The following is a 15049-nucleotide window of genomic DNA, read 5'->3' as shown; positions in this document are numbered from 1 at the left end:
TGAGATCATTGATACGTGAGGTCATTCTCTAACCATTTTTGCCAGCTATCACGTACCAATGCTTGCTGCTGACTAAAATGTTCAACTGAAACTCGACTGGATAACGCTTGCAACGCTAAATGATGTAATTCATCGCGCATGGTAATGTAAGCCTGTGTCAGCGCCATCGCCTCCTGCTCGTCCATAATATTATGCTGCGCCATTAATTCGAAAATTCGCACATTATCAGACCAGCGAGTCAGGTTGGCATTTTCTGATGCATAACGCAGCACCTGATATTGAGCAATAAATTCAATATCCGTGATCCCTCCTGGATCAGCTTTGAGATCAAATTGATCTTGCTGGTGGCTGCCCAAATGCCGATGCATTTTTTCTCGCATCTCACGCACCTGTTGGCGTAAAAGATCGGGATTACGGGGAAGGCATAATGTTTCACGGCGAATGCGTGCAAAATCACGGCGCATTTTCTCATCCCCAAAAACCATGCGTGCACGAACCAGCGCCTGGTGCTCCCAGGTCCATGCCTCATTTTTTTGGTAATCATCAAAGGACTCCAAGGTACTGACCAACATGCCCGACTCACCAGATGGCCGCAAACGGGCATCAACGTCATACAATATCCCCGATGCCGTTCGGGTACTGAACAAATGAAGGATGCGTTGAGCAAGGCGCAAATAAAATTGGCGAGCCTCAATGGAACGGGCGCCATCCGTCATTATCCCCATAGGGCAATCCAGCAAGAACACCAGATCCAAATCAGAGCCATAACCGAGTTCCCAGCCACCCAATTTGCCATAACCAATAATGGCAAATCCTAAGCCCTGCCGCTGGGATAAATGGGCAGGTGTGCCATAGCGTTTTACCATTTGGTTCCACGCCAGTCGCACAACTGCCTCAATAATGGCTTCCGCCAGATAAGTCAGGTGATCACTCACCTTCATCACAGGCAAGACACCCGCAATATCTTCTGCTGCGATCCGCAATAGTTGTGCCTGCTTAAATTGACGTAAGGCCTCCAGCAACTGCTCTTCATCATCCTCAGTGATCCGCAGCAAATATTGATGAAGCTCATCACGATAAGCTTCCATCGGCAATGGTTGATATAGCGATTTAGGATCGAGTAGCTCATCCAGCAACAACGGATGACGAGCAAGCTGGCTGGCGATCATTGGAGAGGCCGCACAGAGCCGGATAACATGGATCATGACCAGTTCTGATTCCAGCATCAGTTCCAGATAAGTCGTGCGACTGACAATACTGAGCAACAAGGAAGTAATCCGCTCTAAAACGATATCGGCATCTTGCCTGACTGCAATTTTTGCTAACAAACGTGGCATCAACTGGTCAAGTACATCCCTTCCCCGTGGACCAATGGTGCGCTTACTGACGTCCCGACGGAAAAGCGTCATGACATCAAGCATTTTCCAGACTTTTTCTTTATCAAGATGAGGAATCAACGCGCTAAGTTCATCTATATGCAAGGCTTCCTGCCAGAAGCTCTTAAACGGGATATGGCAGGCTTCTTCATTCTGCTCTTCTATTTCATCACCGATCAACTGTTGGAAAATACTTCGTACTGCACTCATTTTGCGTTCGGTTTCTGCCATTAATTCATCCCAATTGGCAAAATTCATCCCCCAAGAGAGACGGGCACGATCTAACTCATTATCGGGCAAAGTTTGCGTTTGTTGGTCATGAATAGATTGCAACAGGTTTTCAAGCCGCCGTAAAAACAGGTAACTTTCTTCAAGCTGCTTTAGTTTTTCCGTTGGCAGTAAAGCCAGGTCATTGATGGCCTTTAAGGTTGGCAATAATGAGCGGGATTGCAGACTCGGCTCCCTTCCCCCACGAATAAGCTGAAAAACCTGAGTGATAAACTCAATTTCACGAATTCCACCTGCGCCTAATTTAATATTATCTTTTAATCCCCGACGACGGACTTCCCGCTCAATCATGCCCTTCATATTGCGCAAGGATTGAATTGCACTGAAATCAATATAGCGGCGGAAAACAAACGGTCGCAACATCTGGCGCAGTTCCTGACAATAAACCTGATCATCATTGCCCAAAATGCGCGCTTTCACCAAAGCATAACGTTCCCAGTCACGTCCCTGTTCCTGATAATAATCTTCCAATGCCGGAAAACTGAATACCAAAGGTCCACTGTCACCAAATGGACGTAATCTCATATCAACACGATAAACAAATCCGTCTACGGTTGGTTGATCCAGCACCTTAATTAATTTCTGCCCTAATCGAGTAAAAAACTGAGAATTATCCATTTCTCGACGCCCACCTTGGGTTACGCCATTTTCTGGATAAGCAAAAATAAGGTCAATGTCAGAGGAAAAATTAAGCTCTCCGCCCCCCAATTTTCCCATGCCCAAAATTAGCAGCGGCTGAGTCATTCCAGCGCTATTAGTCGGCGTTCCCCAATCCTGACAACAACGCAGATAAAGCCAGTCACGGGCAGCGATAATCAAAGTTTCGGCCAACATGCTTAATTGCTGCAATGTCTGTTCTGTCGTACTGCTTTGCAATGCCTGCGACCATGCAATTCTGACCAAAATCCGATGGCGGAAAAAACGTAAACACCGCATCAAACCATTTTCATCATTGACCACCAGCAGCGCTTGTTCCAGCCAATGGGAATAATGTTGCCACTCTTCCGGTTGGGGGGGATTTTGGCGAATATCCTCTAACCATGCAGGATGTGATAACACGTTTTCTGCCACAAACTCACTCAATGACAGCACCGCCTGTTCATCAGGTGAAAAGGGCGCTAACGTTCCCTCTAATGGTGGAAGATTCGCAATAATATGCTGCAATTGTCGGGCTAAGGGTGATGAAAGTGGCCGCATAACTGTTTTTTCCTTATGACCGTATTTTTAAGAATAAAAGGGGATTATCGGGACTGAATCAGTAGCCATTGCATTAACGCCAACTTACATTGCAACCAAGATGCGCTGTAGCACAACGTTTCAGCTTCTGAACTGTTTATGGATAAAGCAGCCATTAATTCCGCCAATAAATCCAATATCGGTAAACATTCGGTCTGTCTTGCAGTCAATGTGATGATCCACTGCAAAACCTGCACTAATCCCGTTTTACCTTCTGGCAAGCCCGCCAGCCATCCTTCTTCTTGCTCCTGCCATTGCGCCAATATTTCAGGCAAAAGTACAGATAATGGCTGCTGCCATTCCAACTCTTTCGGTAATTTTGGTAATGTCTTATGGGATAAACCATGAACAAGCGCATATCCCCGTGCAGCCTTGCTTTTATTTGCTAAACGCAGGCCATTTTGTGATGCCAGTTTGTTTGCCAATGACAAAATATCGATAATATTTCCACTTTTTAGTTCCAGCTCAAATTCACAAATAGGTGATGTCTGATCTCCTGAATCTTTATTTCCAGACAAAATAGTTCCCTGATCCAGCACCACTTCAATTTCACTTTCTTCATAAGTCACAAGCCATTTTTCACGGTTAAAGTTGGTGCTGAATAATTCGGTCAATTGTGCCTGTAGATAGGCAAGATCGGTATTTTCAGGCCAGATATGAGCGGGAAACAGTGCCAGATTTAATTGAGGTTGGGGCAAAGGGATATTGAATTCAGGGCGTTGGTGTAACCCACTTATCACTTTACCCGCGGTTTTAATGGTCATCTCATAGTGCCCGTCAAAACCACGGATACGCAGCCCCATATCCCAACGTCGCAATTGATTATCTGGCGTCTCAAAATAAATATTAGTCAGGTGTTGTGGTGAAGTGTAATCATGAGGAAACTGAAATAACTGCTGGCGAACTGCCGGTATCGCATCAGGCTTCACAGACAGTTTCAATTCTATTTCTACAGAACTCATATTTTTTATTCCTCAATTGATATGACAGAATTTTTTCTTAATTCTGTTCACTTTTTCATTCACAGAAGAGAAAAATAAACCACAATAGGGTGTTATCTCAACAAACATCACTTTCACTTCACCAAAAAAAACCGCAAAAGGTTTGTATTCGGTCAGTTGATATAGCATTCATTCTGGTTTACTGATTGCACCAACAAACTTAACTCTTTACTATCCCTTAGGTAGTTTAAATTACGATTAATCCATACTTAATTGATCCATACACAGAGAACAGTTGAGCACAGCATGCAAAAACTACATCAATTATTTATCTTGTTATTGAGTTTTACTCTTCCGTTATCCGTACATGCTGAAGAAAAACGCTATGTTTCCGATGATTTATCAGCTTACATTCGTAGCGGCCCAAGCATTAAAAACCGTATTATTGGTTCATTAAATGCCGGCGAAGAAGTCACATTAATCAGCCCTAAATCAGATAATGGTTTCTTGCAAATTCAAGACAATAAAGGACGCATAAGTTGGATATTCGCAAGTGAGCTCAGCACCATTCCAAGCCTGCATGAGCGTCTTCCTGCAATGGAACAAGAGATCAAAGCACTGACTGAGAATCTGGCCGCCATTGACGATAAGTGGAATAAGCGTACCGCTGAATTACAGAACAAAGTGGCAAACAGCGATAAGATCATCAGTGATCTGAAAAAAGAGAATGTCCAGCTTCAGAATAAATTAATTGTGGCTGAAAAAAAGGTCGAAGTTGCCAATTTTCAGTTGGATGATAGACAAAGAGAGATCATCTTACAGTGGTTTGCTTATGGCGGTGGGGGTGCGGGGATTGGCCTGATTTTGGGGCTTATATTGCCACACATTATCCCTCGCCGGAAAAAGAAAGATCGTTGGATGAGCTGATTTAAGGAAACAAGAGTGAAAGTCTATTTGGTTGGCGGCGCTGTTCGCGATCAATTATTGGGTCTGCCCGTCACTGAACGGGACTGGGTTGTTGTTGGAAGCAATCCAAAGGAGCTGCTATCTCAGGGATATCAACAAGTTGGCAAGGATTTTCCTGTTTTCTTGCACCCCCAAACCCATGAAGAATATGCGCTGGCACGTACTGAAAGGAAATCAGGTCAGGGATATACCGGTTTTAGCTGTTATGCCGCCCCCGATGTGACACTGGAAGAAGATCTGCTGCGCCGTGATTTAACGATCAACGCTATTGCACAAACGCGTGAAGGTGCATTAATCGATCCTTATCATGGTACCAATGATCTCAAAAATCGTCTCTTGCGCCATGTCTCCCCTGCGTTTGCAGAAGATCCATTACGTGTGCTGCGTTTGGCTCGTTTTGCTGCTCGCTTTGCCCATCTGGGTTTTTCAATTGCCCCAGAGACGCAAGCGCTCATTACCGAGATGGTCGCAGGTGGTGAATTATCCTCATTAACTCCTGAGCGTGTCTGGCGAGAAACTGAAAAGGCACTCACTTCACAATCACCACAAGTCTACTTTCAGGTTCTGCGCGATTGTGGAGCATTGGCGGTACTCTTTCCTGAGATCGATAATCTGTTTGCTGTTCCTCTACTTGAATATGATGCAGGGCTTCATTCATTGCGAGTTTTGCAAATATCCACCCAATTGAGCGAAGAAATAGACACGCGCTTCGCCTCACTATGCAGCCATATCGAAATGATACCGCTGAAACAAATGTGCGAACGACTGCGCATTCCCAACTCGGCACGCGATTTAGCCACGATTGTGACGCAATATCACAATTGGGTACATACCGTAAAACAATTGCCTCCAGAAATCCTGCTAACCCTGTTTAATGCCGTGGATGCCTGGCGCAAACCGCAACGTATTGAACAACTACTTACCTGTAGCGAAGCAGACAACCGTGGATACCCAGGCGCAGAAACGTCACCCTATCCACAAGCTGATTATTTACGCAAAGTGTTTGCTATTGCCAGCCAAGTCAACGTCCAGGAAGTGATTGCCCGTGGATTTCAGGGTGCTGAGATTCGCACAGAATTAGAACGTCAACGACACATTGCCATCGCAGACTGGAAACAACAATCGATTGATTAAGTTTATCAATCAATTTAGCGTCCCAAGCGATTAATGACATTGGGACGCTGTTTTAATTAGCTCGCACTTCTCTCAATCACTACACCTACGCTTTTTGCGTGTGCAACCGCACCTGGTTTACTGACCTTAACTTTGACCCAAGGAGAATGAAATTGGTTCAGCAAGATGCCTGCCACTTCTTCTGCGACTCGTTCAACCAGCGCAAAACGTTGGCCTGACACATGATTAATAATCGCCTCACTCACCTTGGCATAATCCAGACAGTGTTCAACGTTATCACTGGAAGAGGCGAGTTTGTTGTCCCATCCCATTTCGATATCGAACACTAATTTCTGTTTAATTGTTTGTTCCCAGTCATAAACACCAATAGTGGTAATCACGGTTAATTCTTCAATAAATACGATATCCATCACTACCTTTTCCCCATTTTTCGGTTCGCCAGATACCACTTCCGACGAAATGTGCGTATTATCCATTGTTAGACTTAAGAAAACGACCCTTATTCATTGGAGATATCTTATGAGTGCAATCGCGCTTGGCATGATCATCTTCGCGTACTTATGTGGCTCCATATCCAGCGCGATATTGATCTGCCGCCTGGCAGGGCTTCCCGATCCCCGTCAGCATGGTTCCGGCAATCCTGGGGCAACAAATGTACTGCGCATTGGTGGTAAATGGGCGGCATTGGCAGTGCTGGTTTGCGATGTCCTAAAAGGACTAATACCGGTTTGGCTGGCATATAAACTCAACGTTTCCCCATTTTATTTAGGTATTACCGCCATTGCTGCCTGTCTGGGGCATATTTATCCCATCTTCTTCCATTTTAAGGGAGGGAAAGGCGTCGCAACCGCTTTTGGTGCCATTTCTGCCATCGGTTGGGATCTGATGGGGCTGATTTCAGGGACATGGCTGCTAACAGTACTGTTAAGCGGCTATTCCTCCTTGGGTGCCATCGTCAGTGCATTAATTGCACCTTTCTACGTCTGGTGGTTCAAACCTGAATTCACTTTTCCCGTTGCCATGCTGTCATGCCTGGTACTTTTACGTCATCACGATAATATTCAACGTCTATGGCGAGGACAAGAAAGTCGTATCTGGCAAAAATTGAAAAAGAAACAGGAAATGACTGATAAAGAGAAAATTCAAGCAACTAAAGAGCAGAATCAACAAGAAGACTGACGTAGAGAAAGCCTATGAATAATGAAAAGGCTGAGTAGCAAATAGCACTCAGCCCATATCAAACCATGTCTTTTATTATTTTTGCAAAGCAGGGAGATCTGCCAACGGCCAACGCGCTTTCACCGTTACGCCTAATTCACCAGCAGTACCTCCTTGCAAACGGATCATGCCAGCCAGCGCGATCATTGCGCCATTATCAGTACAGAACTCAGGTCGAGCGTAGAAGACTTCGCCTCCCAGCTTTTCCATCATTGCCTGCATTTTGGTACGCAATGTTCGGTTTGCGCTCACTCCACCTGCCATCACCAGACGTTTGAATCCAGTTTGTTCCAGCGCTCGTTTACACTTAATTGCCAATGTATCCACGACTGCATCTTCAAATGCGCGGGCAATATCCGCCTTAGTTTGCTCATCCTCAGCCGTATCATGACCATGAATGTTATTGCGGATCGTATTAGCTGCGAACGTTTTCAGGCCAGAGAAACTGAAATCCAACCCCGGACGATCAGTCATCGGACGCGGGAAGACAAAACGTCCCGCCTGCCCCTGCTGCGCCATACGGGCAAGCACTGGCCCACCTGGATAATCTAAACCAAGCAGCTTTGCTGTCTTATCAAAAGCTTCACCAGCGGCATCGTCAATGGATTCGCCCAACAGTTTGTATTCACCGATACCCGTCACACTAATAAGCTGGGTATGACCGCCTGAAACCAGTAAGGCAACAAAAGGAAACTCAGGGCTGTTTTCTTCCAGCATCGGTGCCAGCAAATGGCCTTCCATATGATGCACGGGAATAGCAGGTACATCCCACGCGAATGCCAGTGAACGCCCAATCGTTGCCCCAACCAGCAATGCACCAACCAATCCCGGCCCGGCTGTGTAAGCAACGGCATCAATGTCTTTATTCGTCAGACCGGCTTCCTGCAAAGCGGCCTGAATCAAAGGAACCGTTTTACGAATGTGATCACGGGACGCCAGTTCAGGCACAACACCGCCATAATCAGCATGTAGCTTAACCTGACTGTATAATTGATTGGCTAATAGACCGGTTTGATCGTCATAAATTGCGATTCCGGTTTCATCGCAGGACGTTTCTATACCTAAAACTCGCATTGCACTATTCGTCTCGTTATCTTACGTCTCGTTGTTTGATCATATACATTCGCATTCCTTTCAACGCGCAACAGTGTAACACCATCTATTGCTAAATTCTCTGCCGGCACACTTTCCATATCAACATTCTCGCCACTGCGTCCATTACATACTGGCTATTTTTTCTGTTTAGTCTATAATCAATGCCCTACTTGAATTTTCTGTGTGGTTAATGTTAATAACGCCAACACCAAGCTGTTTGTTTTGCGTACAAAAAAGCAGCCAGTAACCCGTGGCGTTATCGGTTTCAATTTTCCTCGGCACTTTACAAGGCCGTGTTCATTGAAGTAAAATTCCGCACCATTTTAAAGACGGCTGGCACTATCCCGCCAGCGACAAACCCGATTTCTATTGAGGTGAGAGGCACATGCCAGTAATTAAAGTACGTGAAAACGAGCCATTTGACGTAGCACTGCGTCGCTTCAAGCGTTCTTGCGAGAAAGCAGGCGTATTAGCAGAAGTTCGTCGTCGTGAATTCTATGAAAAACCAACGACTGAGCGCAAACGCGCTAAAGCTTCCGCTGTTAAGCGTCATGCTAAGAAGCTAGCTCGCGAAAACGCACGCCGCACTCGTTTGTACTAATCTTCGCGGTCAGTCCGCTTAGTGATTGTATTAACAAACTACTGCAGTTAAAGGCCGTGCTTTCCCAAAGGAAGCGCGGCTTATTCTCGTTCATCAACAGGCGAAAAAGGGCTTATGGCTGGACGAATTCCACGCGCATTTATCAATGACTTATTAGCAAGAACCGATATCATTGATTTGATCGATGTCAGGGTGCCTTTGAAAAAAAAAGGTAAAAACCATCAAGCGTGCTGTCCTTTTCATAACGAAAAAACCCCTTCATTCACTGTTAATGGTGATAAGCAGTTTTACCATTGCTTCGGTTGCGGAGCGCATGGCAATGCCATTGATTTTTTAATAAATTATGACAGGTTAGATTTTGTCGAATCCATCGAAGAACTGGCAGCCATGCATGGGCTGGAAGTTCCCTACGAAGCAGGTTCCGGCAGTAGTCAAATCGAACGTCACCAAAGGCAAAACCTTTACCAGCTAATGGAGAAGCTCAATAGCTTCTATCAGCATTCACTGAATGCTCCCAGCGCCCAATCAGCCCGACAATATTTGGCGCAACGTGGGCTTAGTGAAGAGATCATCCAGCGTTTCGCCATTGGTTTTGCGCCTGCGGGATGGGATAACGCCTTAAAACGGTTTGCCCATAATGCGGAAGATCGCAAACAGCTAAACGATGCAGGAATGCTGGTCACGAACGACAATGGCCGTACTTATGATCGTTTCCGCGAGCGAGTGATGTTCCCCATTCGCGATCGTCGTGGGCGGGTAATTGCATTCGGCGGCCGAGTGCTGGGAAATGAGCTTCCCAAGTACCTGAATTCGCCGGAAACAGAAATTTTTCATAAAGGTCGCCAGTTATATGGCCTTTATGAGGCACAACAAAACCACAATAGCCTGACCAAGCTATTGGTGGTTGAAGGTTATATGGATGTTGTTGCGCTAGCCCAATTTGGCATTGACTATGCCGTGGCTTCACTGGGAACGTCCACGACAGCCGAACACGTTCAGTTACTTTTCAGGACAACCGATAATGTCATCTGTTGTTACGATGGTGACCGTGCAGGCCGTGATGCCGCATGGCGTACATTGGAAACGGCGCTACCTTATCTGAATGATGGGCGGCAATTACGTTTTATGTTCTTGCCTGATGGCGAAGATCCTGATTCATTGATTCGCAAAGAAGGGCAGGAAACATTCGAGCAGAGAATGGAAAAGGCATTCACCTTATCTGCGTTTTTGTTCGAATCACTATTGCCGCAGGTTGATTTAAGTAACCCAGAAGGAACGACTAAGCTCAGTTCGCTAGCTATGCCACTGATCAGTCAAATCCCAGGGGAAACACTGCGACTCTACTTGCTTAAAGAGCTTGGAAACCTGTTAGGTACGCCTGATACAACACAGTTGGAACGATTTTTAGCAAAACTTGTCAAAAAAGATACCAATACTTATCAAGCGCTAAAACTGAAACCAACAACAATGCGCATACTGATCGCATTGCTGGTACAGAATCCGCATTTAGCGACATTAGTTCCCCCATTACAGGGAATGTTTTCTACTCAGATAGCAGGATTGCCATTATTCATAGAGCTTGTTGACACGTGCCTCGCACAACCAGGTTTAACCACCGGACAACTGCTGGAGCAATATCGCGATAATAAGTACGCTAAACAGCTTGAAAAACTCGCTGCATGGAACGATATACAAATAGAAGAGATTGCTGAAAAGACTTTCAGCGATGCACTGAGCCATCTTTTTGCGTCAGCACTTGATGAACGTTTTAATTTTCTAATGGCTAAAGAGAGAACGGAAGGCTTAACACCAGAAGAGCGCGAAGAAGTCCGGTTAATTACAGTATCTGGTGCAAGGAAATAAGAATCTGTCTCAGCAAAGCTATATCACTTCAAGATTATATTAACTTGGAGGTTATACTATTTGGCTTATTTATATAGGTTTATCTCCTTAAAAATATAGCTTGGTGAAACAGGTTTTACACCAAAACCTAAAATCACAGACACAGAATTCACGGCTTAGATGCCGCATTAGGTAGGGCAGGTAACCCTACAATTGCCGCAATTGAGGGCAGCGGCAATACTCTGAAAACGCCCCTAAATATTATTGTTGGCATATTTGTTTCGCCGACCGACACCAACCAATACTCTGAAGTGTGGATACCGTCTTATGGAGCAAAACCCGCAGTCACAGCTAAAGCTACTTGTCACCAAAGGTAAGGAGCAAGGCTATCTGACCTATGCTGAGGTCAATGACCATCTGCCGGAAGATATCGTCGATTCTGATCAGATAGAAGATATCATCCAAATGATCAATGACATGGGCATCCAGGTAATGGAAGAAGCACCTGATGCCGATGATCTCATGTTGGCAGAAAACACAAACGACACAGATGAAGACGCAGTGGAAGCGGCTGCGCAAGTGCTATCTAGTGTTGAGTCAGAAATCGGTCGTACCACCGATCCGGTTCGCATGTACATGCGCGAAATGGGTACGGTTGAACTCTTGACGCGTGAAGGTGAGATTGACATTGCAAAGCGCATTGAAGATGGCATTAACCAAGTGCAGTGCTCCGTTGCTGAATACCCTGAAGCGATTACTTACCTGCTGGAACAGTACGACCGTGTTGAATCCGGCGAGAGCCGTCTGTCCGATTTGATCACGGGTTTCGTTGATCCTAACGCAGAAGAAGATCTTGCCCCAACCGCCACTCACGTTGGTTCAGAGCTTCCTCAGGAAGAACTTGACGACGATGATGACGATGATGAAGAAGATAGCGATGATGATACTGACAGCGAAGAAGATAACAGCATCGATCCGGAACTCGCTCGCCAGAAATTTTCAGAACTACGTGAACAGCATGAACTGACTCGTCAGGCGATTAAGACTCACGGTCGTAGTCATCCTAATTCCGCAGCAGAAATCTTAACGTTATCTGAAGTATTTAAACAGTTCCGCCTGGTACCAAAGCAGTTTGATCATCTGGTTAACAACATGCGTTCCATGATGGATCGCGTACGTCTTCAAGAGCGCCAGATCATGAAGATGTGTGTTGAACAGTGCAAAATGCCGAAGAAAATCTTCATCACGTTGTTCTCTGGCAATGAGACCACTGATACATGGTTCACCGCTGCAAAAGCAATGAACAAACCATGGTCTGATAAATTGCTGGAAGTTGAAGAAGAAATTATGCGTAGCCTGCAAAAGTTACGCCAGATCGAAGAAGAGACAGGCCTGACTATTGAACAGGTCAAAGACATCAACCGTCGCATGTCAATCGGTGAAGCGAAAGCCCGCCGTGCGAAAAAAGAGATGGTTGAGGCCAACCTGCGTCTGGTTATTTCGATTGCGAAGAAATATACCAACCGCGGCTTGCAATTCCTCGATTTGATTCAGGAAGGTAATATCGGTTTGATGAAAGCGGTTGATAAATTTGAATACCGTCGTGGTTACAAATTTTCAACCTACGCGACATGGTGGATCCGTCAGGCAATCACACGTTCTATCGCAGATCAGGCACGTACCATCCGTATCCCAGTACATATGATTGAGACTATCAACAAACTCAATCGTATTTCCCGCCAGATGTTGCAGGAAATGGGTCGTGAGCCTTCACCGGAAGAGCTGGCAGAACGAATGATGATGCCTGAAGACAAGATCCGCAAAGTCCTGAAAATTGCCAAAGAGCCAATCTCCATGGAAACCCCTGTGGGTGATGATGAAGATTCACATCTGGGCGATTTCATCGAGGATACCACGCTCGAACTGCCGCTGGATTCAGCTACGTCAGAAAGCCTGCGCGCAGCAACTCACGATGTGCTGGCAGGTTTGACTGCACGTGAAGCGAAAGTTCTGCGTATGCGTTTTGGTATCGATATGAACACTGACCATACTCTGGAAGAAGTGGGTAAACAATTTGATGTAACCCGCGAACGTATTCGTCAAATCGAAGCAAAAGCACTACGTAAACTACGCCATCCGAGCCGTTCCGAAGTACTGCGCAGCTTCCTTGATGACTAATCATCAAACTTGAGATAAACCTGAAAAGCGTCTGTTACAGCAGACGCTTTTTCATTATTAGCGGCTAAATCCCTGATATTCAAACAATGGCTGAAACCCAATACGCCTGTACAACCCATTACCATAGCGAGAGGCATCTAAATAGCACGCAGTTGCACCATCTTGCTTAACTTTATTCAGCACATGATTGATCAAGGCAAAAGCATATCCTCTTCCCTGTTTTTCCACCACAGTACTAATATCATCAAGACGAACAAAATTATTTAATCTTGATAGCGTTAAAGAGCTGACCGGCAGCTCATCAATATATAAGGCATAATGTTGCAAATTTTTTCCTGCATCCAAAGCCACCTGATGGCATTTTTGGTATTGTCCAGAAATAGCATCATCTGACTCAAATGCACTTTCTACCGGAATTGCCCAATCATCCAAACAGTGGTCAACACACCGAATGTCATATTCCATAACTGAGACTGTATTTATCTGCCAATTCACCAAATCAAGTTGCATGGCTGTAGTTATGCTATCAGCATCCCACACAAATCCAGCCTGCTGCATCACCACTAAAAGTTGATTATCTGGCTCTACAGTAACAATCGCAAAAGGAACATAAGTTTTCTCTTCCAGTAATCGAATCCCCTGTTGTAAATCTCCAGCAGTCTGTTCATTAACATCAATCACCAACAAAAAATTCAATGAATGCGTTTCAACACCTGTCACATAGACTCGAACACTTTCACTAATATGTTGGGACATTTGGCTAATAGACGAAAAAAAGTCATCTTCTATTTGGTGATGACACCAAATAGCAGCCGATAGCTGCTGTTTTTTCATATTTATTTACCAAAAATTTTTTAGAAAGTATAAAAACGGCGGAAAATCAATGAAAAACACAAAACGGAGTTAACAGGATTTTCTTGACCACATTATGGCCATGGGGCAAAAAACAACCAGAAATATTTGTTATAAAAGCAACCAATATTACTAAAAAGGATTTCAGATTACTTCCAATCGGCTGAAATACGTTAAAAGATACTGATTATTGTATATAAAACACGCATATGAATTTTGGGGACTAGACCTAGCACCAAACTGTACCGTATAATCCTCCCAGTTCAAAGGCCCCTTAGCTCAGTGGTTAGAGCAGGCGACTCATAATCGCTTGGTCGCTGGTTCAAGTCCAGCAGGGGCCACCAAATTTTAGCTGTTAAATCAGCACATTAAGCCACTTTTAGACAAGTGGCTTTTTTGTATCTGTGAGACAGTGTCGCAAAAGTGTCGCACGAGATTTTTTAGCGACACCACTCTCTGAATGAAAACACACTAACTCGCTTCAATTATCTTCGAGGTCACTGATTCAATGACCCCAGATATTTTGCTGAATTAGAGGGCTATTATCATTCTCAACATGTAAGTAGTGGCAAAACGAAAGCTCGAATTTAAATGGTTGGCTTGGACATTGAGAATTACTACATAATGCAAGAACTTCGGATCTTTCTCGATGGTAATATTTAACACCTACAATATTGGCGGGCTTTTCACAGTATGGGCAAATGATGGCCTTCTCCAGAGAAGCAGTGTTCTTTTTGCTTATATAACTACCAGTCTTTCTAATTGCTGGTAAAACCTCACTAGTAACCCACTTACGAAAACGATGAGGCAGCGTTCCTCTTCTTACAGCATCACGACAACGGATTACCAGAAAATACATTCCTGATTCATTGATGATGTTTACTTTTTGCTTCCCGCTAAGGGTGTCGGTTAAAGCGACACCCTTTTCATCGTCATCAAGTTTTGCGATGGCATCCCTGCTATTTTTGATTTTCAATGCATCACATATATCTTGAGCAACAAACCAAGTGTTGCCATTTTTAGTCAATGTGCGTACTGGCTGATTTTCGAACATGAATGCGGTTACTGAGAGGTTGGTCATTTCTGACTCCTTACTTTTTTTCGAAGTTACCACTATCGTAGTGGTGCCGGGAGGTTCGAAACGGCAGTAAGAGCCGCGGACTTATTTCCCTTTCGGGTGTTGTATTAGTCGCCCTCCCGACTTTGATCGGGGGAGTGATAGCTAGATGCTGTCGTCATGAAATTTTCAGCCAAAGAACAAAGCAACGGATTTGCACAGCGGCAAGAAAAGACGCACTATTTTTTGCATAGCGAGTGGCTAT

At 44.8% G+C, this 15049-nt stretch carries 12 protein-coding genes, 1 tRNA gene and 1 pseudogene; 7 read left to right on the top strand and 7 right to left on the bottom strand.

Features of this window, described 5'->3' with window-relative positions; genetic code table 11:
* Positions 1-5 precede the first annotated feature (5 nt).
* Positions 6-2861 (bottom strand): bifunctional [glutamate--ammonia ligase]-adenylyl-L-tyrosine phosphorylase/[glutamate--ammonia-ligase] adenylyltransferase, encoded by a 2856-nt coding sequence (gene glnE / locus Xedl_RS14435; RefSeq protein ID WP_074024528.1) that lies wholly within the window; start codon positions 2859-2861, stop codon positions 6-8.
* A 44-nt stretch (positions 2862-2905) separates the two neighbouring features.
* On the bottom strand, positions 2906-3862 hold the full coding sequence (locus Xedl_RS14430; protein WP_074024527.1) for a CYTH domain-containing protein: 957 nt from the start codon (positions 3860-3862) through the stop codon (positions 2906-2908).
* Positions 3863-4147: 285 nt separating this feature from the next.
* Here Xedl_RS14430 and Xedl_RS14425 point away from each other — a divergent pair, with 285 nt between their 5' ends.
* Positions 4148-4768 carry a TIGR04211 family SH3 domain-containing protein gene (locus tag Xedl_RS14425; protein WP_074024526.1) on the top strand — a complete coding sequence of 207 codons (621 nt, stop codon included), beginning with the start codon at positions 4148-4150 and terminating at the stop codon, positions 4766-4768.
* Between the two features lie 15 nt (positions 4769-4783).
* A complete protein-coding gene (locus Xedl_RS14420; protein ID WP_074024525.1) occupies positions 4784-5941 on the top strand; it encodes a multifunctional CCA addition/repair protein in 1158 nt (385 codons plus the stop codon).
* Positions 5942-5997: 56 nt separating this feature from the next.
* On the opposite strand, the gene folB is transcribed toward Xedl_RS14420, so the two are convergent.
* Positions 5998-6351, bottom strand: a complete 354-nt coding sequence (gene folB / locus Xedl_RS14415) for a bifunctional dihydroneopterin aldolase/7,8-dihydroneopterin epimerase (RefSeq protein WP_143187451.1) — start codon at positions 6349-6351, stop codon at positions 5998-6000.
* A 109-nt stretch (positions 6352-6460) separates the two neighbouring features.
* On the opposite strand from folB, the gene plsY reads away from it, so the two are divergent.
* The gene (gene plsY / locus Xedl_RS14410) at positions 6461-7120 is read left to right on the top strand and encodes a glycerol-3-phosphate 1-O-acyltransferase PlsY (protein WP_074024524.1); all 660 of its coding nucleotides are present in this window, start codon (positions 6461-6463) and stop codon (positions 7118-7120) included.
* Between the two features lie 75 nt (positions 7121-7195).
* Here plsY and tsaD read toward each other — a convergent pair whose 3' ends face one another.
* Complete coding sequence (tsaD, locus tag Xedl_RS14405; protein ID WP_074024523.1) at positions 7196-8233, bottom strand: tRNA (adenosine(37)-N6)-threonylcarbamoyltransferase complex transferase subunit TsaD; 1038 nt, start codon at positions 8231-8233, stop codon at positions 7196-7198.
* A 406-nt stretch (positions 8234-8639) separates the two neighbouring features.
* Here tsaD and rpsU point away from each other — a divergent pair, with 406 nt between their 5' ends.
* From rpsU to rpoD, 3 genes are all read left to right on the top strand, one after another.
* Entirely contained in the window at positions 8640-8855 is a 216-nt protein-coding gene (gene rpsU, locus Xedl_RS14400; RefSeq protein WP_001144069.1) for a 30S ribosomal protein S21, read from the top strand.
* A 114-nt stretch (positions 8856-8969) separates the two neighbouring features.
* Entirely contained in the window at positions 8970-10718 is a 1749-nt protein-coding gene (gene dnaG / locus Xedl_RS14395) for a DNA primase (protein WP_074024522.1), read from the top strand.
* Between the two features lie 306 nt (positions 10719-11024).
* Positions 11025-12875, top strand: a complete 1851-nt coding sequence (gene rpoD / locus Xedl_RS14390) for an RNA polymerase sigma factor RpoD (RefSeq protein ID WP_074024521.1) — start codon at positions 11025-11027, stop codon at positions 12873-12875.
* 57 nt (positions 12876-12932) lie between these two features.
* Here rpoD and Xedl_RS14385 read toward each other — a convergent pair whose 3' ends face one another.
* Entirely contained in the window at positions 12933-13709 is a 777-nt protein-coding gene (locus Xedl_RS14385) for a GNAT family N-acetyltransferase (RefSeq protein WP_074024520.1), read from the bottom strand.
* A 286-nt stretch (positions 13710-13995) separates the two neighbouring features.
* Between Xedl_RS14385 and Xedl_RS14380 the strand changes: the two genes are divergently transcribed.
* A tRNA-Ile gene (locus tag Xedl_RS14380) sits at positions 13996-14071 on the top strand.
* A gap of 161 nt (positions 14072-14232) precedes the next feature.
* Here Xedl_RS14380 and Xedl_RS39355 read toward each other — a convergent pair.
* Together Xedl_RS39355 and Xedl_RS25795 are read right to left on the bottom strand one after the other, a co-directional pair.
* Positions 14233-14808 carry a BRO-N domain-containing protein gene (locus Xedl_RS39355; RefSeq protein ID WP_083600353.1) on the bottom strand — a complete coding sequence of 192 codons (576 nt, stop codon included), beginning with the start codon at positions 14806-14808 and terminating at the stop codon, positions 14233-14235.
* A gap of 154 nt (positions 14809-14962) precedes the next feature.
* Positions 14963-15049 (bottom strand): annotated as a pseudogene (locus tag Xedl_RS25795) (IS5/IS1182 family transposase); the annotation flags it as partial.

The sequence above is a fragment of the Xenorhabdus eapokensis genome, from assembly GCF_001908105.1.
The sequence above is the reverse complement of the archived record's forward strand: the minus strand, read 5'-3'. Positions and strand labels throughout refer to the sequence as shown.